This window comes from Alcaligenes sp. Me129 (assembly GCF_050487245.1).
Classification (GTDB): Bacteria; Pseudomonadota; Gammaproteobacteria; order Burkholderiales; family Burkholderiaceae_B; genus Alcaligenes; species Alcaligenes phenolicus.
In genome coordinates this window covers 26,152-48,555 of record NZ_JBKQGX010000018.1, presented here as the reverse complement: position 1 = coordinate 48,555, position 22,404 = coordinate 26,152, and the positions used below count along the sequence as shown (strand labels likewise).

Here is a 22,404-nt window from a genome sequence, read left to right as displayed (position 1 = left end):
TGTTCTGGAATCCGGGATGCAAGCCCTGTGTTGTTCGAGCGGGACGCTTGTACTTGGTCCGGGGGACCAAGTACCCCGGGAGTTCACAGGGCGCCCGGCTTCCAGAACAGACAAGGGTACCGGTGCGCAGCACCGGCAAGTAGTCAAGCCCCGAGGCAGGGGCAGACGGCTTGAGCGGCGTCTTTCCTGAGACGACTTTTCTCAAAGGACAGGATCTATGCTGAAGCACTCCTGATACACAACAACTATTTGTCACCCCACCCACAGACAAAAAAAGAGCCACCCCAAACAGGGTGGCCCTCTTGAACAGCCAGGTCCAACAATCAGAAATAATTAAGCAGTCACTTTCTCTGCAACCGGCTCTTCAACTTCAGCCGAACTACGGATCAGGTAATCAAAAGCGCTCAACGCAGCCTTGGCACCTTCACCAGCAGCAATCACGATCTGCTTGAAAGGAACGGTCGTTACGTCACCCGCTGCAAACACACCAGCCAGCGAAGTCGCACCGCGAGCATCAACCTCGATCTCGCCATGACGCGACAGCCCCACATCGCTGCCCTTCAACCATTCCGTGTTGGGCACCAGACCGATCTGAACAAATACACCATCCAGCTTCAGGCTCTTGGCTTCCTGAGTAGCACGGTCCAGGTAATTCAGACCCACCACCTTGGTGCCATCACCCAGAACTTCAGTGGTCTGAGCCTGCATGATGATCGTCACGTTAGGCAAGCTGCGCAGCTTGGTCTGCAAGACCTGGTCAGCACGCAAGGCATCACCGAACTCGATCAAGGTAACATGCTTGACCAAACCAGCCAGGTCAATTGCCGCCTCAACGCCGGAGTTACCACCGCCAACCACCGCCACATCCTTGCCCTTGAACAAAGGACCATCACAGTGCGGGCAGTACGCCACACCACGGTTACGGTAATCCTGCTCACCAGGCACATTCAGTTCGCGCCAGCGGGCACCAGTAGCCAGAATCACGGACTTGGCCTTGAGCTGAGCACCGCCATCCACATCCACAATGACCTGCTTGCCTTCACGGCGGATGCCTTGGGCACGATGCAGATTCATGATGTCCACATCGTAGGCTTTGACGTGCTGCTCCAGCGCCGTTGCAAACGCAGGACCATTGGTCTCGACCACCGAGATGTAGTTCTCGATCGACATGGTGTCCAGAACCTGACCACCAAAACGCTCGGCCAATACACCCGTACGAATACCCTTGCGAGCGGCGTACACAGCAGCGGCAGCACCTGCAGGACCACCACCCACAATCAGCACATCAAACTCGTCCTTGGCGTTCAAGGCTTCGGCACGAGCCGAGTTATCGCCCGTATCCAGTTTGGCCAGCAACTCTTCAGCACTGGCACGGCCTTGATGGAACATTTCGCCATTCAAGAACACGGCCGGAACCGACATGATGTTGCGCTGCTGAACCTCGTCCTGGAACAGGGCACCGTCAATCGCCACGTGCTTGATACGTGGGTTGATCACGGACATGGCGTTCAAGGCCTGCACCACGTCAGGACAGTTCTGGCACGACAGCGAGAAATACGTTTCAAAAACAAAGTCGCCGGGCAGATTACGGATCTGCTCAATCACAGCGGCATCCAGTTTGATCTCGTGGCCACCCACTTGCAGCAGGGCCAGGATCAAAGAGGTAAATTCGTGTCCCATCGGGATACCCGCAAAGCTCACGCTAATGTCGGTACCGGGACGGTTAATTTGGAAGGAAGGCTTGCGCTCTTGCGCATCCGCATCTTCGCGATAGCTGGTCTTGTCGGACAGACCATCAATTTCTTGCAACAGTTCGCGCAGCTCGACGGACTTGGCGCCAGTATCCAGCGTCGCAACGATCTCGATCGGTTGCGTGATCTTCTCGAGGTATGCCTTCAATTGAGTTTTGATGTTTGCATCTAACATGTGAAACGCCCTTTATCCTGTACTGAACGAAACAACTTGAGGTGCCTGAACCGGTCAGGCACCGGGGTGGCGGCGCAGCGCGCCGACCACCGCTAAAGACCCGTGTTTAAAAGGTCTTAGATCTTGCCAACCAGATCCAGGGAAGGAGTCAGCGTCTTGGCGCCTTCTTCCCATTTAGCTGGGCAAACTTCACCGGGGTGAGCGGCGATGTACTGAGCAGCTTTAACTTTGCGCAGCAGTTCGGAAGCCACACGGCCGATACCGTTGTCGTGGATTTCCAGGACCTTGATTTCGCCTTCTGGGTTCACCACGAACGTACCGCGCAGAGCGATACCTTCCTCTTCGATCAGCACATCAAAGTTGCGCGACAGCTGATGAGTTGGGTCACCGATCATTGGGTAGTTAACTTTGCTGATGGCTTCCGAAGTGTCGTGCCATGCTTTGTGAGCAAAGTGAGTGTCGGTGGACACCGAGTAAATTTCTACGCCCATTTTCTGGAATTCGGCGTAGTGGTCAGCCAGGTCTTCCAGTTCGGTTGGGCAAACAAACGTGAAGTCGGCTGGGTAGAAAACGAAAACAGCCCACTTACCGGCAACGGTTTCGTTGCTGACTTCGATAAATTTGCCGTTGTGAAAAGCTTGTGCTTTAAAAGGTTTGATGACGGTGTTGATCAAAGACATATTTGCTCCGGTGAGTGATTAATCATTGACAGTAAAGCCATTATAGGAAGCCACTGCCGATTAGTAAAATTGATTAATGCAATAACGTTCATTGCTATTAGCTATCGCGCGTCGCATAAAAACTTCTTTCTATGCGTCGCACAGACTTATGCTAACAGAGCTAGATGACAGTGCAACTATCAGCGTTCAAGCTATAAGGCTACTTCGCTGGGCACGGGGCTGGAGGACTGCTTGGCGTTGAACAAACAACGGGCAAAATCCTGCCAAAACTGCGCATCGTCGCCTAAAGAAACATTAATACGCATATATGTAGATGGTTGCTGTTGCGGGGAAAACAAGGCCCCCGGCACCAATAAATGCCCTGGTCGCCCCAAAGCACGCACCAGACTTTCCGTATCCACACCCGTATCCACCCAGACAAACATGCCCGCCTGGGGTGGTGCGTCCGGCGCCAGGCCTACATGCGCCAATTGCTCCAGGGTTTTATGCCTGTCGGCGTTGGCGTGACGGCGCAACCGCTCCAGGTGTTTGCGATAGGGTCCATCTACCAGCACCCGGTGAATGACCCGCTCACCTAGCTCCGGTGACGTCAGCCCTGCCAGCATTTTCAGATTCACCAAAGACTGCAGGAGTTCGGGAGCTGCTGCCATATACGCCACCCGCAAACCAGCTGCCATGACTTTGGAATAGCCCCCCACCAATGTCACCCGGTTCAGTTGATCCAATTGCGCTAGACGGCAGGCAGGATTGGCGTGCAGCTCGCTATAGGTATCGTCTTCAATAATGTGAAAGTCCCAGGTCTGGGCTAAAGTCAAAATGCTGTGCGCCACCGCCGGACTCAAACTAAAGCCGGTGGGGTTATGCACCACGGTATTCAAAATAACCAGACGTGGACGATGCTCGCGCGCCAGCTGCTCCAGTACCGCCAGGTCCGGGCCATCTGCGCGGCGTGGCACACTCAGCACTCGCACATCCACCACCGCCAGGCGAGCAAACAAGAGATACCAGGCCGGATCTTCCACAACAACCGCATCACCAGGCCGTAACCAATGGCGCAGAAGCAAATCCAACGCCTGCGTAACACCACTGCACAATAAAAGCTGCGTATCAGGATCTGCCTGTATGCCGCTATCTTCCAGCTGTCCCGCAATGTGCTGACGCAAGGGCCGGTAGCCATGCGAATGCCCATAGCCCAGCAAGTTGGAGCCGGCGCTACGGCTGACCTGCCGCAAGGCCGCCAGAATCATCTCGTTATCCAGCCACTGACTGGGAATGCCCGCGCTGTCGCTATGCCCCATGAAACTGTTCAACATCCAGTTCACATCTATTTTGCGCGGCTCATTCTTTTCTACATGCAGGGATTCGGAACGCAGGCGTCGAGGGCTGCGCACCCGCACAAAGAAACCGGAACCGGGCCGGGACTCCACCAAGCCCAAGGCCATCAACTTGTCGTACGCGGCCACAACAGTATGCGTACTGACCCCGGCAGACTGCGCCAACCGGCGCACAGAGGGTAAGCGACTGCCGCCCCGATACCGCAAATGCAGGGCCTGCTGCACCCAGGCGACCAGTTGATCGCTAAGTGTCACGTCCGAACCGCGCACGGGCTGCCAATCCAACCATTCCATGATGCTGAGCTCCAAGCGAGAAAACCAACTGTAGCGGAAGTTTGACCAGTACAGCTTGACCGACTGATTGATGAACTGTATCGCAACTGTATTGTTTATTTATTTTAAGCTCAAAGCTGTGATAAACCTATTTCTCATCCGTGGTGATTTTCATGAGCCGCAGCACCAGTCTTCCCATGCCCAGTACCGCCCCAGCATTGCTGATCTATCTCTACGCTTTTATCGGGGTTACCGTCTTTGCCTTCACCTTGCCCATGACACGGCTGGCGGTGCAAAGCTTTGACCCTTGGCTGGTCGGAATGGCACGAGCCAGTATCGCGGGGGTGTTTGCGGCCATCATCTTGCTGGCAACCCGCAGCCGTCGCCCCACTGCGTCGGAATGGCGCGGGATTGCACTGTCCTGTACAGGTGTGATCGTAGGCTGGCCCGTGTTTTCCTCGATTGCCATGCAGACCGTGCCTTCCTCGCACGGGGCCGTATTGAGCGGGCTGATTCCTTTGGCCACCGCCATTGTTGCCTCCGCCCGCAGCGGTGAACCCTTGAGCCGCCGCTTCTGGATGCTGAGCCTGCTGGGTGCCGTACTGGTGCTGCTCTACGCTTTCTATATCGGTGAAGGCGCCCTGCAAACCGGCGATATCTGGTTGGCTCTGGCGGTATTCATGTCTGGCGTAGGCTATGCCGAAGGGGGGCGTGTTGCCCGTACCCTGGGTGGCTGGCGCACCATCTGCTGGTGCCTGGCAGCCAGCTTGCCGCTGACCATTCCTGCCACCCTGTGGCTGACTTTTCCCATGACAGAAATGCCCTCTTCCCAATCTGTCATGGCTCTGCTCTACCTGGCCCTGTTCTCTTCCTTGCTGGGTTTCTTCCCCTGGTACAAGGCCATGGCCATGGGTGGTGTGGCCCGTATTGGTCAGGTACAACTGGCCCAACCCTTCCTGACCGTGCTGATTTCGGCAGTATGGTTAAGCGAGCAAGTGGACTTGCTGACCTGGCTGTCCTGCATCGTCATCATCGCCATTATTGCCGCCAGCCGACGGGCCTGAAAACACAATGACAAGGCGGCTAAATACAGCAAGGGCATATTCACCTAACTAATACTTCGTTCCCAGCGAGGGCTCGCGCAAGCACACTGGCTCATCACTTCATGAACCATGTAAAGGCGATAGCGCGGCCCACGTGACTCCGTTTTGAGCAGGGCCGGTACTGGTATTGCCGCAAGGACATCTGATCATGCCCGCCCAAGCCCCTGCCGCGCTTGCCCTGAGCGCCCGGCCACTGATGCTGTGGAAACAGCTGCGCGACGATCTGCAATACATCGCGCGCGAACACACGGATGCCGTTCTGGCCAGTTCTCTGGCTGCGGAAGACATGGTGCTGTTTCACGCCATGTCCATCTACACCCCCGAGTTGCAAACTGTCACCCTGGATACTGGTCGTCTGCACGAAGAGACCTTGCAGCTGGGGCGGGACATCCAGCAGCACTACGAACGCCCCATCCTGTTTTTTCACCCGGATCCGGACCGGGTGCAGGAACACGTCAGCGCGCATGGCACACATGCTTTTTACGAAAGCGTGGAGCTGCGCAAAGAATGCTGCGCGATCCGTAAGGTGGAGCCACTGCGTCGTGCCTTGCAAGGCCGATCAGCCTGGATTACCGGTCAGCGCCGCGAACAAACAGCCAGCCGCACCGAACTGTCCAGCAAGGAATACGACAGCGTCTTTGGGCTGCAGAAATTCAATCCCTTGATCGAATGGACTCAGGACGATGTCTGGGCCGTGATCCGTGGCTTGAGCATCCCCTACAACCCGCTGCACGACCAGGGCTACCCCTCCATAGGTTGCGAGCCCTGTACGCGCGCCATTCGCCCCGGTGAGGACGTGCGCGCCGGGCGCTGGTGGTGGGAACAGCGCGACAGCCTGGAATGCGGCCTGCATGCCAGCAATCTGAATAGCAGTGTCAACACCTGAAGGAACCCCATGGGCGAACCACTCTCTACCCGTACTCATCTGGACTGGCTGGAAGCCGAGGCCATTTTTATTCTGCGTGAAATCGCGGCTGAAGCTGAAAAACCCGTGCTGCTGTTCTCCGGCGGCAAGGACTCCGCTGTGCTGCTGCAATTGGCCCAGAAAGCCTTTGCGCCCGGCCCGCTGCCGTTTCCCTTGATGCATGTGGACACCGGCCACAACTACCCGGAAGTGATCGAATTTCGGGATCGCCGCGCCGCCGAGCTGAACGCCGAACTGATTGTGCGCAGCGTGGAGGATTCCATCGCGCGCGGCACCGTGGTGCTGCGCAATGAAACCGCCAGCCGCAACGGTGCCCAAGCCGTCACCTTGCTGGAAGCGATTGCCGAGTTTGGCTTTGATGCCTGTTTCGGTGGCGCCCGCCGTGATGAAGAAAAAGCCCGCGCCAAAGAACGTATCGTGTCTTTTCGCGACGAATTCGGCCAATGGGACCCCAAAGCGCAACGCCCCGAGCTGTGGCACTTGTTCAATACCCGTATTCACAAGGGCGAGAACCTGCGCGTCTTCCCGATTTCCAACTGGACCGAGCTGGACGTGTGGCAATACATCCAGCGTGAGGCCATTGATCTGCCATCCATCTACTACACCCACTCGCGCGAAGTGGTGGAGCGTCAGGGACTGATCGTACCCATCACGCCATTGACTCCCCTGCTGGATGGGGAAACCTCTGAATGGCGCGATGTGCGTTTCCGCACCGTAGGCGATATTTCCTGCACCTGCCCGGTGCTCTCTACTGCCGCGTCGGTGCAAGACATTATTGCTGAGACCGCCTTGGCCACCATTACCGAGCGTGGTGCGACCCGCATGGATGACCAGACGTCCGAAGCCTCCATGGAACACCGCAAGAAACAAGGATATTTCTAATGAACACAGTCAATGACGCCTGGCTGCAGGCTGCCGATCAAGGCGTGCTACGCCTGATTACCGCTGGCTCCGTGGACGACGGAAAATCCACCTTGATTGGCCGCTTGCTGGTAGACAGCCAGGGCGTGTTTGCCGACCAGATTGCGGCCATCCAGCGCTCCAAATACAAGCGTGGCGAGGACGCCGAACCCGATCTGGCCCTGCTGACCGACGGCCTGGAAGCCGAGCGCGAACAAGGCATCACGATTGACGTGGCCTATCGCTACTTCGCGACCCCCAAACGCAAATTCATCGTGGCCGATACCCCCGGTCACGAGCAGTACACCCGCAACATGATTACGGGCGCCTCCACCGCCCAGGCCGCCATCATTCTGATTGATGCGCACCGCGCCAAGGACGGTGAACTGCTGACCCAGACCAAGCGCCACAGCACCGTTGCCAAGCTGCTGGGCCTACGCCATATCGTGGTGGCAGTGAACAAGATGGACCTGGTCGATTGGGACCAAGCCGTGTTCGACCGCATCCATGAAGCCTATCGCCAACTGGCTACCCAGCTGGGGATTGAACACTTTCATATCATTCCACTCTCGGCACTGAAGGGCGAGAACATCACCCAGGCTTCGCCACACACGCCTTGGTATCAAGGCTTGCCGCTGTTGCCTTTACTGGAATCGCTGGATCTGCGCGAGAACATTCAGCGCCCTGCCCGTCTATTTGTGCAATGGGTGGCGCGGCATGGCGGCAGCCGTGCTGATGGCTTCCGTGGCTACGCCGGTCAGCTCAGTGGCGGCCGCATCCAGGTGGGCGATAGCGTTCAGGTATGGCCTAGCGGAAAAACGGCGGTGATCACACAGCTGTTTCGCGCGGGCACAGAACAAACTTCTGTCAGCGACGGGGACGCCGTGACTGTAGTGCTGGATCGTGAACTGGACATTTCACGGGGCGATTTGCTGACACTGGCCCATGAAGAAGTAAGCACCAGCAAACACTTTGATGCGCAGCTGTGCTGGCTGGACGAGCAGGCCTTGAACACCACCCGCTCTTACTGGTTAAAACAAGGCACACGCCTGACCCAAGCCAAGGTGCAAACCGTTCATGCCTTGCGCGATGTGCATAGTTTGCAAGAGCAGCAAGCCACTGGCAGCTTATCCCTGAATGATATTGGTCGTGTCAGTCTGGTCAGCCGTGACCCGCTGGTGCTGGACGATTATCAGGATCACTCCAGCACGGGCTCCTTTATCTTGATCGACCCCAGTACGAACCAGACCGTGGCTGCCGGTCTGGTTCAAAAAACCGCCTAAAAACGTGTAGCGGGCCTACTGTTTGGCACGCACCAAGGCGAGGGACTGTTCAGCAATGATCAGTTCCTCGTTGGTTGGAATCACCAATACACGCACGGCACTGCTGTCGGTAGAAATCACGGTTTCCCCTGCCTGATTACGAGCCGGATCAATCTCCACTCCCATCCACTCCAGGTGCCTGGCGATGCCTGCCCGAATAGACGGGCTGTGCTCGCCAATCCCCGCCGTGAAGACCAAGGTGTCCAGCCCCTTCAAGGCAACGCACAAACCCGCCAGATTCTCTGCCGTGTGATAGCAGAAGTACTGCACCGCCAGCTTGGCACGAGGATCATCGGAAGCTTCCAGCGCTCGCATATCCGCTTGATCGCCGGACAAGCCTTTCAGGCCGGATTGGGTGTAGAGCACGGACTGGATCTCATCGTGCTCCATGCCCTGCTCCAGCATCCACAGCACGACACCGGCATCCAGACGCCCCGGACGAGTCCCCATAGGCAAGCCGTCCAGCGCCGTAAAGCCCATGGTGGTATGAACGCTGCGGCCTTCTTTCAAGGCGCAAGCCGATGCACCTGAACCCAGATGGGCAACGACGACGCGCCCGTCAGCCAGTTCGGGAATTTCGCGACGCAGGTGCTGGGAAATATAGTGATAGGACAGGCCGTGGAAACCGTAGCGGCGCACGCCCTGTTCAAAGAACCGACCAGGCAATGCAAAATGCTGCAAATGCGGGGCATGTCCTTGATGGAAGGCCGTATCCAGACACGCTACCTGGAAGATTTCCGGGTAGTGCTCGAAGATCACGCGAACAGGAGCCAGATTGTTCTGCTGATGCAGTGGTGCCAAGGGTGACAGGCTGTCCAGATACTCCAGCACCTGCGGGGTCAAGGGTACGCTGCTGTCGTAGCGGGCGCCCCCGTGCACAATACGGTGGCCAACGGCAATAGGCCGACCATCCACATGCACCAGCAGCCAGCGCGCCACCAAAGCCTGCGCTGTATGCAGGTCCTTGGCCTGCTCGCCATCCAGATCCTGCTTGACCATGGATTGGCCCTGGGCATCTTTAACTTTGAAGGCTGGCTGGCTACTGCCAATGCCCGAAACCTGACCGCCAAACTCAAAATCCAGATGGTCGCCCGGCTGGACCTTGTACATATGAAACTTCAGGCTGGAACTGCCTGCGTTAATGACCAGAATCTGCTCGCTCATTAGTGCGCAGCCTCCACAGCAACTTTACGTTCCAGATAGCCCGCGTAAAGGCTGGCAACGGCGCAAGAGGCCATGCGGGTCTGGGCGCTATCGGCTCGGCTGGTCAGAATGATAGGCACACGAGCCCCCATCACGATACCGGCAGCCTGGGCGCCGGACAGGAAGGTCAGGTTTTTGGCCAGCATATTGCCGGCCTCCAGATCGGGGGCCACCAGAATCTGCGCCTTGCCCGCAACGGGCGACACAATTCCTTTGATGCGCGCCGCCTCGGGGCTGATAGCGTTATCCAGCGCCAAGGGGCCGTCCAGCACACCGCCCGTAATCTGGCCGCGATCAGCCATCTTGCACAAGGCCGCCGCTTCCAGCGTGGTCGGGATTTTTTCGGTCACTTGCTCGACCGCAGACAGGATGGCGACCAACGGTTTGCCCAAGCCCAGGCCGTGGTGCAGATCAATGGCGTTTTGCACAATATCCGCCTTGGTGCTCAGATCGGGGAAAATATTGATGGCACCGTCCGTCACAAACAAGGGCTCCGGATAGCTGGGCACATCCATGATGAAAACATGGCTCAAACGGCGACCAGTCCGCAAGCCCTTGCCCTGGGTGCACAGCACGGCCTGAATCAGTTCATCCGTATGCAGGCTGCCTTTCATCAGCAACTGGGCACGGCCGGCCAGCACTTCCTCTACGGCTCGCTCTGCCGAGGCATGGCTGTGGAGGGTATCAATCAAGGTGACCCCTTCCAGGCTTAAACCATGCTCTGCCGCTACGGAATGCAAACGGGCCTGCGGGCCAACCAGCACGATCTCGAACAGGCCTTGGGCCCGTGCCTGCAAGGCGGCTCCAAGGGACACATCATCGCAGGGATGAGCCACCACACAAATTCGACTGTGCTCTTTGCGAGCTTGCTCGATCAATCGGGAATAATGACTGGAAGGCCCAGTGCGATCCACGGCGGCCGTATCCGGGCCAGCAGGGTGATTCATGATAGAAGACTCCTTGGAGATGAACGAAGGCTAACCCAACACTAAACCATTTATCCAAGCGTGTGTCTTTGATTGCGAACAGGGAAACTTCAATATTTCGCCCTTTATTCTTTCCAGACCATGAAGAATGAAGCATAAAGATTAAATATTAAAAAAAATCCGGTTTAGCCAAGTGCAAACCGGATTTTTATTTCCGTGGTGGCGTATTCGTCCCGAACCACCGCAATCTGAGCGTATCCAGGATCGGCCACCTAGGTCTAATTAAAGGCCAAGATCACTCAAACCCGGATGCTCATCGGGGCGCCGCCCCAAAGGCCAACGGAACTTGCGTTCGGATTCTGTAATTGCCACATCATTAATGCTGGCATGGCGCACCGCCATATAGCCATGCTCGTCAAATTCCCAATTTTCATTTCCGTAACTGCGCCACCACTGACCGTATTCATCTTGCCATTCATAAGCAAAGCGCACGGCAATTCTATTTTCATGCCAGGCCCAGATTTCTTTAATCAAGCGGTATTCACGCTCTTTTTGCCATTTGCGTTCTAAAAAAGATTGAACCTGATCTCGCCCCTGCGGAAACTCGCTGCGATTGCGCCAGCGCGTATCCACGGTATATGCCTGCGAAACCTTGACCGGGTCACGACTATTCCAGGCATCCTCGGCGGCACGCACTTTCTGGCGGGCACTCTCCAGATCGAAAGGTGGCAAGGGAGGACGTGTATCCATAGTGATCTCCTAGAAAACAAGAGTGGACCAGACAGTCTAGCGGCAAAACGTAAGCAGTCTCTTACTGGCCGGTATCGGCCCAGGCGGCCTGTTCAAATCCCGCGACCAGAAAATCGATAAAAGCTTGCACACGAGCCGAGCGCGAGCGGCCCGGAGGCGTCAGCAGATGCAAGGTCAGGCTGGGCAAATCCCATTGCGGTAACACGATTTCCAACTGGCCTTGCTCGACCATATCGCCCAGCAGGAATTGAGGCAGCACGCTAAGCCCCAGGCCCTGAAGCAAGGGTGGGATCAAGGCCTGGGCATTGTTGACTTGCAAAGCGCAGGGCACGGTTTGGGAGTAATACTCCTGCCCTTGCTGAAAGCGCCAGACACTGCCGCGTCGCTCGTAGGCGTAGCGCAGGCTCATGTGCTGAGCCAGGTCGCTGGGGTGTGAGGGTCTGCCGTACTTGGCCAGGTAACTGGGGGCGGCAACCAGCCGCAGGCGCAAATTGCACAGACGGCGCACCAGAAGGCTGGAATCATCCATGGTCGAGATACGCAAGGCCATGTCGAAACCTTGTTCCACGATGTTGACCTGAGCGTCGTTAAAGTGCAGATCCAGCAGCACGGCCGGGTGCTTTTCCATGAAGGCGGGCAGCAAAGGGGCCAGATGCTCCAGCCCGAAGGACATGGGGGCAGCAATCTTGATACGTCCCTGCAGGCTTTCTTTCTGGTCGCGTGCCAGGGCTTCCGCGTTTTGTCCGGCAGCTAGAACGGCTTGGGCCTGTTCCAGGCTGGCCTGCCCGGTTTCTGTCAGGGACAGGCGTCGGGAGGTACGGTGGAACAGGGACACATGCAGCTGTTTTTCCAGCCGGGTGATTGCCTTGGAGACAGTAGGTTGTGACAGGCCCAGAACTTCGGCTGCCTGGGCAAAGGAGCCGGTTTCCGCCACAGTGGCAAAGATGGCCCAGGCCTGTAGATCCGGTAATGTTTTCATGTCGTTTTTGGAATGAATTCTATGCTATTGATTCTATTTTATTCAATCAGCAAGACGCCTAGAATTCTTTTTAGTATCCAATATTAAGGAGCGCATCATGATTGAACATCGGCCTTTTAATGAACTGGGCGGCGCCAACCACGGCTGGCTGGACGCCAAGCACCATTTTTCTTTTGCTAATTACTACGATCCCGCTCGCATGAGCTGGGGTGCCCTGCGTGTCTGGAATGACGACACGATTGCGTCCAACACCGGATTTCCACCTCACGATCATGCCGATATGGAGATCATTACGTATGTGCGTGAAGGGGCGATCAGCCACCAGGACAGTTTGGGCAATAAGGGTCGTACTGAAGCCGGTGATGTGCAGGTGATGAGTGCCGGCACGGGTATTCGCCATGCGGAGTACAACCTGGAAAGCGGGACGACACGGATCTTCCAGATCTGGATTCAGCCAGAGCGTCGTGGTTTGCCACCTGCCTGGGGTGCCAAGCCTTTCCCCAAGGATGAGCGTTCGGGGCAATTTGTGGCCCTGGCCAGTGGTTTTGAAGGTGACGCAGAGGCTTTGCCGATTCGTGCCCAGGCCCGTGTGCTGGGAGCGACCTTGAAGAAAGGTCAAAGCACGACTCTGTCTTTGCCTGCCGAGCATCTGGCTTATCTGGTGCCTGCCACAGGGCGGGTTTCGGTAAATGGTCTGGAGTTGAATGCCCGTGATGGGGCGGCGATTCGCAATGAAACGACGCTGGAAATTCAGGCGCTGGAGGATGCGGAGCTGGTGCTGGTTGAGACGGCGCAGTAATTGCGGAAGGGCTGTTTTGAAGATGGGGGGGGGCCGTTTGAGCGCTCCCCCCGCTTCTTTTTGCTGTTCTGGTGCTCTGAAAATAAACGCAGGTAAGAGAAGATATATGTCTTTTTAAGGTCATATGTCAGCTCGGAAATTAAACAACCCAATAGAACGCTTGGGTTGCCTTGCCGTTTGCTGGCGTAATGTTGTTTGTTCAGTACTCCACCTTGGCAGAAAGACGCCACTTGGAGCCCTGCCTGGGTGTCCGGGCTGAGCACTTGCCGGTGCTGCGCACCGGTGCCCTTGTCAGGAGATAGCTACGGGCGCACCCTGAACTCCCGGGGTGGTTCGTCCCCCGGACGAACCACAAGCGCCCCGGTCAAACAACAGGGCGCTTGCATCCCTACGCTATCTCCTGACCGCGGCAAGTACTCTGAATCGCCCCGACACCCAGGCAGGGCTCCAAGTGGCTGGCATCATGAGCAATTTAAGGGCGAAACGTAACTGTGATGCCGCCCTATGAGCTAATTGATGATGGATTCAGGGGTATTTTTCGTGGCTCAATTTCCTGCCATGAAAAATACAGTTGGAGGTGGGCTGTCTCAACTGTCTGTTTTCGGTGTGGTTTTGAAAAGTATTCCTGATTTTTTGTTTAGCTTAGGTAAACAATCCTTCCCCTTGTCTGTCCTTCTCATTCTGCGCAGCCTTCCCTTAACGGAAACCGGCTCATAAAGCAGATCAAAACTTCTTCTTTTCTCTGATTAAACTGTTTGTTCTCAATCGATAAGCGTCTGCCCTGCAACAATATCGTTACAATTGTTGTAACGCCAGTTTTCAACTCTTCTTAATGCACGCGAACACACCGTGTCCTCTCCCAACCAGTATTTCGTTCTGATCGTCCCTGCCTGCGCGGCATTGCTGGGCATCGCGATGATTTACTGCTGGAGCCGTCTACGCGATCACCGTTACCTGCTCTGGATTGCCTCGGGGTATATCTCCACGGCTATTCCTATGGGGATCCATAGCCTGATGCCCAATGAGCAACTCGCCCGCTGGACTCTGCCCTTGTCGGCTATGTATTTATATGGTGTCTGGGCTTTGTCTCATGGGGTCGCTTTACGTTTTGGCGGACGTGCTCATCCCAGATTGGCTGGAGCAATCGTCCTCGTCACGCTGGGGCTGCTTTTTTATTTTTCCCAGATTGATGATGATCTCTGGCTGCGTTTACAAATTCTGAACTGGGGCCTGGCCTTTTTGGTTGCTTTGCCCATCAAGTCGATCTTGTCCGGCAGGTCACGCACGATTCCTTTAGCAACGCTGTTGCGGGCCTCTTACCTGACAGCCTTGCTTTATGCCTTTGTTCGTGTATTTGCGCTGGCCACACTGATCCCTCGCGAGATGCAGCCAGAGCTGACCCGCTCCGGTTTTTGGCTCTTGATGCTGGCGACCAATATGTTCATCAGCATTTGGGTCGCGCTGGCTATTTTGACCAGTACAGCCATGTCGATTGTGCAGACGCTGGATCATGAGCGCAGCCGGGACCCTTTGACCCGTTTGTTGAACCGTCGTGCTTTTTTCGAGCAGGTCAAAAAACGGCTGGAGCTGTATGGACATAGCGGCTGGGCGGTCATGACCTGCGATCTGGACCACTTCAAGATGGTCAATGACACCTGGGGCCATGTGGCGGGCGATCGGGCCTTGAAGGAGTTCGGGGCCTTACTGGCTCGCACGGTTCGCCAGGACGATTTGGCAGCCCGCTTTGGGGGCGAGGAGTTTGTCTTGCTGATACGCAGCACCAGCTTGCATACCGCCGTGCTGGTTGCCGAGCGTTTGCGCAGCAGTGTGATGAATCTGCATATCCCGGCCACGGCGCATACGCTGACGGCCAGTTTCGGTGTGGTTCAGCTAAACAGCAATGGCGACATCAACCAGGCCATTGAGCAAGCTGACCGGCTTTTGTACGAAGCCAAGCATGCTGGCCGCAACAAGGTCGTTTGGAAGGCGTCCTGAGTTATTCCTCCTGCTTGCTGATACCCTTACAGTCTCTTTTTTCAAGACAGCCCCGTTAGAGGCTGATTGATAGGACTATCACAGCAAAAGCCGGGGGCGTTCACGCCTCCCCAGGAGACTCCATGTCACTTACCGAACTTAGCGCCAGCGAACTGCTGGCAGGTCTGGAAAAAAACCAGTTCAGCGCCCGAGAGATTGCCGACGAGCTGCTCAAACAATCACAAGAAATGGCCCATTTGGGCGGTCTGGCACATTTGGATTCAGAGCTGTTTTACCAGCAGGCCGATCAGTCTGACGCACGCCGCGCCCGTGGCGAAGCCTCGGCGCTGGACGGTGTGCCTTTGGTGATGAAAGACAACCTGAACACCACGGACATGCCCACCACGTCCAGCACCGGCGCCCTGCAAGGTCGCGTGCCGCTGAAAGATGCAGATGTAGTCGCACAATTGCGCAAGGCCGGTGCCGTGCTGCCCGCCAAGTCCGTGATGCACGAACTGGCTTTTGGGATTACGACCAATAACGCCACTACGGGCCCCAGTCGCAACCCTTATGATCCAAGTCGTATTCCCGGCGGCTCTTCCGGTGGCACTGCAACGGTTGTGGCAGCTCGTCAGTTTCCAGCTGGCTTGGGCACGGATACGGGCGCTTCGGTGCGTTTACCTGCCGCGCTTTGCGGCCTGTACGGTTTCCGTCCTACAGTGGGCCGTTATTCAGGCCAGGGCATTGTGCCCTTGTCCCCTACCCGCGATACAGCAGGCCCCATGACTCGCAGTCTGGCTGACATCAGCTTGCTGGACAGCCTGCTCTGCCAGAAGGCCCCCACTGTGATTGCCACTCCTTCCTTGAAGGAGCTGCGTCTGGGCGTACCCCGTGACAGCTTCTGGAAGGATATGGATGCCGGTGTGGCCGACGTGACCCTGGCGTTTCTGGATGATTTGCAAAAAGCCGGTGTCACGCTGGTCGATGTAGACCTGTCTCCGGTTCTGAAGATCAATGCCCGCGTCGGCATGCCGATTGTGCTGTATGAAACCTTGCAGAACCTGCCTTTGTACCTGGCCGAAAACAAGTACGACATTAGCTTGGACGAGTTGATTGCTGGCATTCACAGCCCCGATGTGAAAGAGATTTTCGACGCCATTACGGGCGACTACACCATCAGCCAGGAAGCCTACGAAGAAGCGCTGAATGTAGACCGCCCCCTGATGCAACAGGCCTATGCAGACCTGCTGCGCCAGTCCAATGTCAGTGGCTTGATCTTCCCGACCAGCCCGCTGACCGCCTGCCCGATTGGCGATGATGAAACCACCATGATGAACGGCAAGGCAGTACCTACCTTCAACACTTACATCTCTCGTACCGACTTGGGTTCGAACCTGGGCGCACCGGGCATCTCACTGCCTATCGGTCTGTCAGGTGGTCTGCCAGTGGGGATGCTGATTGAAGCGGGTATCGGTGCAGATGATCAGCTGCTGGCTCTGTGCCGTGCGATTGATCCTTTGCTGCCAACGACACCGGCACCGGATTTGGGCAAACGGGCTTAAATGACGTAAAGACGGATTAAGCAATCTGCAGGCTACTGCACCAGGCTGAATAACTCGCCACATCCAAATGCCATCAGCCCAACAAGAAACAGGCCGAATTCCTAGGGAAATCGGCCTGTTTTTTTGATGAGGCTCCTCACGAAGGCGTCATGCGCCCGGGTCCGTATTACCGCCAAACCGCCGACGCCACATCTGCACCAACCAGCCGTGATGCTCACACAGTGCAGACTGACGAGCCTTGAAAACTAAACTCACTACTGTTTTTTAACACAGCATAAAATGGCGTACTGAAACTCCCGCCTGCACGGCAACACCCCAACTTCACGGCCAGCACACACCATGAATACACAGATTCTTTTATTGCGCGGCCTCATGCCCACCGGCAAGAACAAGGTCTTGATGGCACCACTACGCGCAGCCCTGGAAGCAGCGGGTCTGAAAGAGGTCCGGACTTATATACAAAGCGGCAATGTGATTGTGTCCACAGAGCTGGAACAGCCGGAGTTGGAGCAACTGGTTCACCACACTATCAAGAACAAGCTGGGCGGAGATATTCAGGTTATCGCCCGAACACCGACTTATTTCATGCGGGTGATGGCGAACAATCCTTTCAAGGACGAAAGCCCCAGCCAGCTATATTTCACCCTGCTGCGCTCCCCAGCAGATAGCGTCTTGCTGCATGCCTTCCACGCCCTGGAGCACGCACCGGATCAGGTCCGCGTCATTGATGACATCGCCTATATTGTGTGCGCGACCCGGTATCGAGACCTGAAAGCCAACAATAATTTCATCGAGAGAAAGCTCAAGGTCGTTGCGACGACACGCAACTTCAACACCATGAGCAAGCTGATCGCCTTGAGTACGGGTAATGAAATAGTGATGAACCCCTCAAGCTAAGGCCCGTCGAGCCAGCGCCGCAACGGCCAACTCTTTATTGGCCTCGGTGCGCAATCCATCCTCCAGAAACCAGGCAGCTGACAAGGCCGCATGCGCCATGACCCATCTGAGCAAGCGTTGACGCTCCAGCCCTGCAACCTCGATGACTACCGACAACTGCCGTGCAAAGCGCGCTGGATCGGTGCTCGTTTTAAGATCAGGGTTGCACAGCACATTTACATAGTCGTAATAGCGCTCACCAGTGACGCGCTTGGGATCTATTGCCAGCCATCCACGCTGATCGAAATCAAGAATGTTGCTATGGTGCGCATCCCCGTGCAGAACGACCTGATCACGCTGATCTCGCAGCAGCTCATTGGCCACTAGTGCGCATTCGGCCATCAAACCGCCCTCTTGCTGCGCCATCGGTGCCAGCGATTCAAAAAAATCGCTCAGGGGGCGCAAATTGTCAGGTGGGGCCGAAGGTCGGTTTGAATGCAATTGCTCAAGGGCACGGCAGATACAGGTCGTCGCTGCATCATCTTCCCCTTCTAAAGCCATGCGCAATAGATCCCTGGAGCCCGTTGCACGCTCCATCAGCAACGCTCCAGAGTCTGGGTCCAGCGCATATACATGCGCCGCGCCATCACCAGCCCACCATTGCAGCACTTGGCCACCGATGCGCTCATCAAGATCTCGTGTGATTTTGATCATCGCCGGCTGCCCCTCCAACTTCCCGGTCAGCCGCACGGGCATCAGATCGCTGGTCGCCGTGCTGAAAGGCTTGCCAGCGGCCTGCGCCCCCCAGCGTTGGAGAAAGACATTGAATAGGTTGAAGTTGGACATTGCGCTGGTTTTCGTGGAAATCTCTTTAGGCAAAAGAAAGCCTGGCGTTCGATCATGCCCGACCGCTCATGATCGAAAGCGCCCAGCTTAACTGAGCTTGCCTTATTAATGTGAGTCCAAGTCCAGACACGCACCAGAATCCGGCGTTTCCCTCCCCCCTACTTCACGCCCCAGGACAAATATGTAACAGCCTGACCCTGGTGCTCTTGAAATTAGAAAAGTCGTCCCTATAATTAGCACTCGAAGGGGTTGAGTGCTAAAACGCCTCGCCCCCACAATCGGACCAACAACTAAAGTCATCTTTAAACAGGAGTTTCTCCATGGCACTGCGTCCTTTGAACGATCGTGTGATCGTCAAGCGTCTGGACAACGAACGCACCACCGCTTCCGGTATCGTTATCCCCGAGAGCGCGACTGAAAAGCCCGATCAAGGCGAAATCCTGGCCGTTGGCCCCGGTAAGAAAACCGAGGACGGCAAGGTTCTGGCGCTGGATCTGAAGGTCGGCGACAAAGTTCTGTTTGGCAAATACTCCGGCCAGGCCGTCAAGATCGACGGCGAAGAGCTGCTGGTGATCCGCGAAGAAGAAATCTTCGCCGTGATCGAATAAGTACCGCCAACGAAAATTCAATAGGATTCAAACCATGACCGCAAAACAAGTTTACTTCGGCGACGACGCACGTACCCGCATCGTGCGCGGCGTCAACGTTCTGGCCAACGCTGTTAAGACCACCATGGGCCCCAAAGGCCGTAACGTTGTTCTGGACCGCTCTTTCGGCGCTCCTACCGTTACTAAAGACGGTGTGTCCGTTGCCAAAGAAATCGAACTGAAAGACAAGTTCGAGAACATCGGTGCTCAACTGGTTAAAGAAGTTGCTTCCAAAACTTCCGACAACGCCGGTGACGGTACCACTACCGCTACTGTTCTGGCTCAAGCCATCGTTGAAGAAGGCCTGAAGTTTGTTGCCGCTGGCATCAACCCAATGGACCTGAAGCGCGGTATCGACAAGGCCGTTGGCGTTGTGGTTGATGAACTGCGTCAACTGTCCCGTCCTTGCACCACCAGCAAAGAAATTGCTCAGGTCGGTTCCATTTCCGCCAACAGCGACCACTCCATTGGTGAGATCATCGCCAATGCCATGGACAAAGTGGGCAAAGAAGGCGTGATTACCGTTGAAGACGGCAAATCCCTGGAAAACGAACTGGACGTGGTCGAAGGTATGCAGTTTGACCGCGGCTACCTGTCCCCTTACTTCATCAACAACGCTGACAAGCAAGTTGCTGTTCTGGACGATCCGTTTGTTCTGATTTTCGACAAGAAAATCTCCAACATCCGTGACCTGCTGCCCGTACTGGAGCAAGTTGCCAAGACCAGCCGTCCTTTGCTGATCGTTGCTGAAGACGTGGAAGGCGAAGCCCTGGCTACTCTGGTTGTGAACAACATCCGTGGCATTCTGAAGACTACCGCCGTTAAAGCTCCTGGCTTTGGCGATCGTCGCAAAGCCATGCTGGAAGACATCGCTATCCTGACTGGCGGTACCGTGATCTCCGAAGAAACCGGTATGTCCCTGGAAAAAGCGACTCTGGACGACCTGGGTCAGGCCAAGCGCATTGAAGTGGCCAAAGAAAACACCACGATCATCGACGGCGCTGGCAACGGCACCGACATCGAAGCTCGCGTGAAACAAATCCGCGTTCAGATCGACGAGTCCACTTCCGACTACGACCGTGAAAAACTGCAAGAGCGCGTGGCCAAGCTGGCTGGCGGTGTTGCCGTGATTCGCGTTGGCGCTGCCACCGAAGTCGAAATGAAAGAGAAGAAAGCCCGCGTTGAAGACGCCCTGCACGCTACTCGCGCAGCCGTCGAAGAAGGTATCGTTCCTGGCGGTGGCGTTGCACTGATTCGTGCCCGCGCAGCTGTTGCCCAACTGAAAGGCGACAACACCGACCAAGACGCCGGTATCAAGCTGATCCTGCGTGCTATCGAAGCTCCTTTGCGCACCATCGTTTCCAACGCCGGCGAAGAAGCCAGCGTGGTTGTTAACCAAGTGGCCAGCGGCACCGGCACCTACGGTTACAACGCTGCTACTGGCGAATACGGTGACCTGGTCGAGCAAGGCGTTCTGGACCCAACCAAGGTGACTCGCACTGCCCTGCAAAACGCAGCTTCGATCGCCAGCCTGTTGCTGACCACCGAAGTGGCCGTGACCGAAATCGTGGAAGACAAACCTGCTCCAGCCATGCCTGACATGGGTGGCATGGGTGGTATGGGTGGTATGGGCGGCTTCTAAGCCACTTATCAGCACCCCGATCCGGGCGGAAATTGATCACTTCTGCCCTGATCGCCACGCTTTTAGTACAAAAACCGGATGGATTTTTCCATCCGGTTTTTTTTCGCCCAAGCAAACCCCTATAATCAGGGCACTTCAATCTGCAGCGTCCTTCATGTCAGACTCTCCATTCAAAAGCAAAGGCGGTGTTGGCCGCCTGTTCAATGCCCTGCGCTACTCCAGCCAGGGCCTGGCCGCTGCCCTGCGCCATGAAGCTGCCTTTCGCCAGGAACTGGCGCTGGCTGTCATCCTGACGCCACTGGCATTCTGGCTGGGGCAAACCCCGGCAGAGATTCTGGTCCTGCTGGGCACACTGGTTTTTGTGCTGGTGGTGGAGCTGCTGAACTCGGCCCTGGAGGCCCTGGCCGACACGATTACCCTGGAGCACCACCCCTTGATCGGGCGGGCCAAGGATCTGGCCAGTGCTGCCGTGCTGCTGTCCCTTATTTTTGCTGGTGCCGTCTGGCTCAGCTTTTTGTATAGCCGTTTACTTTCCTGATTCCCATGACATTCATAGAAAAACTGAACCGTGCTTGGACGGATAACCAATCCATGCTGATGGTGGGTCTGGACCCAGACCCTGCCCGCCTGCCTTTGGAGCTGGCCAGCAAACCCGGCGCGATTTATGAGTTCTGCAAAGCGATTGTGGACGTCACCGCCGACTACACCTGCGGCATCAAACCACAGATTGCCTACTTTGCCGCTCAGGGTGCCGAGGATCAGTTGCAAGACCTGTGCGACTACATTCGCAGCCGCTACCCTCACCTGCCCATCGTTCTGGATGCCAAGCGTGGCGACGTGGGTTCGACAGCCGAGCAGTACGCACGCGAAGCCTTTGAGCGCTACCGCGCAGACGCCGTCACCGTCAGCCCCTACATGGGCTTTGACTCGGTAGAGCCGTACCTGGAGCACAAGGACAAGGGCGTGATCGTGCTGTGCCGCACCTCCAACCCTGGTGGCTCGGACCTGCAATTCATGGAGATGGCCGACGGTACCCCGTTGTACCTGCACGTAGCCAGCCTGGTGGCAGAGAAATGGAATACAAACGGCCAATGTGCTTTGGTGGTGGGCGCAACCTTCCCCGAGGAAATTGGCAAGGTACGTGCCCGTATTGGCGATATGCCTTTGCTGGTGCCCGGCATTGGCGCACAAGGTGGCGATGTGGTCGCCACCGTTGCTGCTGGTATGGACTCGCAAGGTAACGGCATGATGATCAACTCTTCGCGTGCCATTCTGTACGCCAGCCGAGGCGATGACTGGCGTGATGCGGCACAAGCTGCAGCGATTGCTACACGCAATGCGATTAATGATGCGCGAAACAAGCAGCGCTAATTGACTGCCCTTCCCCGGTTTGAAAACAGACCGGGGATACAGAGTCCAAGCTTGTAGCGACAGCGGCAGCGACAGCGACAGCGACAGCGACAGCGACAGCGACAGCGACAGCGACAGCAATTAGTGTAGATACAAGAAAGCCCCACTCACTTGGATTCAAACCAAAGTGAGTGGGGCTTCTTATTTATTAAGCTATGACCGATAGGACCCGCTCAGGCTCAGTTGAGCCTTAAGCGTGGGAGCAGCTTCCCCCCTACTGAGTCACGAGGCCTAGGCCAGGGTCTGACCTGTATTTCAGGTAGCAGGGGCGGTGTCAATCAGACACTACTTCTGCCACAAGTCCAAACGCTAAACTAGGCCTGCGCC

At 56.2% G+C, this 22,404-nt stretch carries 21 protein-coding genes; 13 read left to right on the top strand and 8 right to left on the bottom strand.

Translation table 11 applies throughout. The features are described 5' to 3' along the window. Window positions 1-333: 333 nt before the first annotated feature. The 3 genes from ahpF to ACLPGZ_RS16405 all read right to left on the bottom strand — a co-directional run bounded on the left by ahpF (window position 334) and on the right by ACLPGZ_RS16405 (window position 4,234). Window positions 334-1,926 carry an alkyl hydroperoxide reductase subunit F gene (gene ahpF, locus ACLPGZ_RS16415; RefSeq protein WP_026485487.1) on the bottom strand — a complete coding sequence of 531 codons (1,593 nt, stop codon included), beginning with the start codon at window positions 1,924-1,926 and terminating at the stop codon, window positions 334-336. A 116-nt stretch (window positions 1,927-2,042) separates the two neighbouring features. Further along, window positions 2,043-2,606, bottom strand: coding sequence for an alkyl hydroperoxide reductase subunit C (gene ahpC / locus ACLPGZ_RS16410; protein WP_009454841.1), 564 nt, complete (start codon window positions 2,604-2,606; stop codon window positions 2,043-2,045). 191 nt (window positions 2,607-2,797) lie between these two features. After that, window positions 2,798-4,234 carry an aminotransferase-like domain-containing protein gene (locus tag ACLPGZ_RS16405; protein WP_083054464.1) on the bottom strand — a complete coding sequence of 479 codons (1,437 nt, stop codon included), beginning with the start codon at window positions 4,232-4,234 and terminating at the stop codon, window positions 2,798-2,800. Between the two features lie 152 nt (window positions 4,235-4,386). Here ACLPGZ_RS16405 and ACLPGZ_RS16400 point away from each other — a divergent pair, with 152 nt between their 5' ends. From ACLPGZ_RS16400 to ACLPGZ_RS16385, 4 genes are all read left to right on the top strand, one after another. Then, the gene (locus ACLPGZ_RS16400; protein WP_026485485.1) at window positions 4,387-5,277 is read left to right on the top strand and encodes a DMT family transporter; all 891 of its coding nucleotides are present in this window, start codon (window positions 4,387-4,389) and stop codon (window positions 5,275-5,277) included. Window positions 5,278-5,464: 187 nt separating this feature from the next. Next, a complete protein-coding gene (locus ACLPGZ_RS16395) occupies window positions 5,465-6,202 on the top strand; it encodes a phosphoadenylyl-sulfate reductase (RefSeq protein ID WP_035273336.1) in 738 nt (245 codons plus the stop codon). 9 nt (window positions 6,203-6,211) lie between these two features. After that, window positions 6,212-7,123 (top strand): sulfate adenylyltransferase subunit CysD, encoded by a 912-nt coding sequence (gene cysD, locus ACLPGZ_RS16390; RefSeq protein ID WP_009454833.1) that lies wholly within the window; start codon window positions 6,212-6,214, stop codon window positions 7,121-7,123. Next, window positions 7,123-8,424 carry a sulfate adenylyltransferase subunit 1 gene (locus ACLPGZ_RS16385; RefSeq protein ID WP_239054594.1) on the top strand — a complete coding sequence of 434 codons (1,302 nt, stop codon included), beginning with the start codon at window positions 7,123-7,125 and terminating at the stop codon, window positions 8,422-8,424. Before cysD ends, ACLPGZ_RS16385 begins: the two co-directional genes overlap by 1 nt. A gap of 15 nt (window positions 8,425-8,439) precedes the next feature. On the opposite strand, the gene ACLPGZ_RS16380 is transcribed toward ACLPGZ_RS16385, so the two are convergent. From ACLPGZ_RS16380 to ACLPGZ_RS16365, 4 genes are all read right to left on the bottom strand, one after another. Continuing rightward, window positions 8,440-9,627 carry an acetate/propionate family kinase gene (locus ACLPGZ_RS16380; protein ID WP_239054595.1) on the bottom strand — a complete coding sequence of 396 codons (1,188 nt, stop codon included), beginning with the start codon at window positions 9,625-9,627 and terminating at the stop codon, window positions 8,440-8,442. Then, a complete protein-coding gene (locus tag ACLPGZ_RS16375; RefSeq protein WP_239054596.1) occupies window positions 9,627-10,613 on the bottom strand; it encodes a phosphate acetyltransferase in 987 nt (328 codons plus the stop codon). Before ACLPGZ_RS16375 ends, ACLPGZ_RS16380 begins: the two co-directional genes overlap by 1 nt. Window positions 10,614-10,874: 261 nt before the next feature. Beyond that, window positions 10,875-11,342: a nuclear transport factor 2 family protein gene (locus tag ACLPGZ_RS16370; RefSeq protein ID WP_060186612.1), complete on the bottom strand. Its 468-nt coding sequence runs from the start codon at window positions 11,340-11,342 to the stop codon at window positions 10,875-10,877. A gap of 61 nt (window positions 11,343-11,403) precedes the next feature. Continuing rightward, window positions 11,404-12,321, bottom strand: coding sequence for a LysR family transcriptional regulator (locus tag ACLPGZ_RS16365; RefSeq protein WP_115634352.1), 918 nt, complete (start codon window positions 12,319-12,321; stop codon window positions 11,404-11,406). A gap of 97 nt (window positions 12,322-12,418) precedes the next feature. Here ACLPGZ_RS16365 and ACLPGZ_RS16360 point away from each other — a divergent pair, with 97 nt between their 5' ends. The 5 genes from ACLPGZ_RS16360 to ACLPGZ_RS16340 all read left to right on the top strand — a co-directional run bounded on the left by ACLPGZ_RS16360 (window position 12,419) and on the right by ACLPGZ_RS16340 (window position 17,553). After that, a complete protein-coding gene (locus ACLPGZ_RS16360) occupies window positions 12,419-13,120 on the top strand; it encodes a pirin family protein (RefSeq protein WP_086061432.1) in 702 nt (233 codons plus the stop codon). A 516-nt stretch (window positions 13,121-13,636) separates the two neighbouring features. Next, window positions 13,637-13,837 (top strand): hypothetical protein, encoded by a 201-nt coding sequence (locus tag ACLPGZ_RS16355; protein WP_009454811.1) that lies wholly within the window; start codon window positions 13,637-13,639, stop codon window positions 13,835-13,837. 132 nt (window positions 13,838-13,969) lie between these two features. Further along, window positions 13,970-15,115 carry a GGDEF domain-containing protein gene (locus tag ACLPGZ_RS16350; RefSeq protein WP_137431229.1) on the top strand — a complete coding sequence of 382 codons (1,146 nt, stop codon included), beginning with the start codon at window positions 13,970-13,972 and terminating at the stop codon, window positions 15,113-15,115. Window positions 15,116-15,237: 122 nt separating this feature from the next. Further along, a complete protein-coding gene (gene iaaH, locus ACLPGZ_RS16345; RefSeq protein WP_239054598.1) occupies window positions 15,238-16,656 on the top strand; it encodes an indoleacetamide hydrolase in 1,419 nt (472 codons plus the stop codon). Between the two features lie 339 nt (window positions 16,657-16,995). Beyond that, complete coding sequence (locus ACLPGZ_RS16340) at window positions 16,996-17,553, top strand: DUF1697 domain-containing protein (protein WP_137431231.1); 558 nt, start codon at window positions 16,996-16,998, stop codon at window positions 17,551-17,553. Here ACLPGZ_RS16340 and ACLPGZ_RS16335 read toward each other — a convergent pair. Further along, window positions 17,545-18,378: an aminoglycoside phosphotransferase family protein gene (locus ACLPGZ_RS16335; protein WP_035273360.1), complete on the bottom strand. Its 834-nt coding sequence runs from the start codon at window positions 18,376-18,378 to the stop codon at window positions 17,545-17,547. The two genes, ACLPGZ_RS16340 and ACLPGZ_RS16335, sit on opposite strands and share 9 nt — an antisense overlap. Before the next feature lie 320 nt (window positions 18,379-18,698). Between ACLPGZ_RS16335 and ACLPGZ_RS16330 the strand changes: the two genes are divergently transcribed. From ACLPGZ_RS16330 to pyrF, 4 genes are all read left to right on the top strand, one after another. Beyond that, window positions 18,699-18,986 carry a co-chaperone GroES gene (locus tag ACLPGZ_RS16330; protein WP_009454802.1) on the top strand — a complete coding sequence of 96 codons (288 nt, stop codon included), beginning with the start codon at window positions 18,699-18,701 and terminating at the stop codon, window positions 18,984-18,986. A gap of 34 nt (window positions 18,987-19,020) precedes the next feature. Continuing rightward, on the top strand, window positions 19,021-20,667 hold the full coding sequence (groL, locus tag ACLPGZ_RS16325) for a chaperonin GroEL (RefSeq protein WP_026485468.1): 1,647 nt from the start codon (window positions 19,021-19,023) through the stop codon (window positions 20,665-20,667). A gap of 154 nt (window positions 20,668-20,821) precedes the next feature. Then, window positions 20,822-21,205 (top strand): diacylglycerol kinase, encoded by a 384-nt coding sequence (locus tag ACLPGZ_RS16320; RefSeq protein WP_009454798.1) that lies wholly within the window; start codon window positions 20,822-20,824, stop codon window positions 21,203-21,205. Window positions 21,206-21,210: 5 nt separating this feature from the next. After that, the gene (pyrF, locus tag ACLPGZ_RS16315) at window positions 21,211-22,038 is read left to right on the top strand and encodes an orotidine-5'-phosphate decarboxylase (RefSeq protein ID WP_026485466.1); all 828 of its coding nucleotides are present in this window, start codon (window positions 21,211-21,213) and stop codon (window positions 22,036-22,038) included. Window positions 22,039-22,404: the final 366 nt, after the last annotated feature.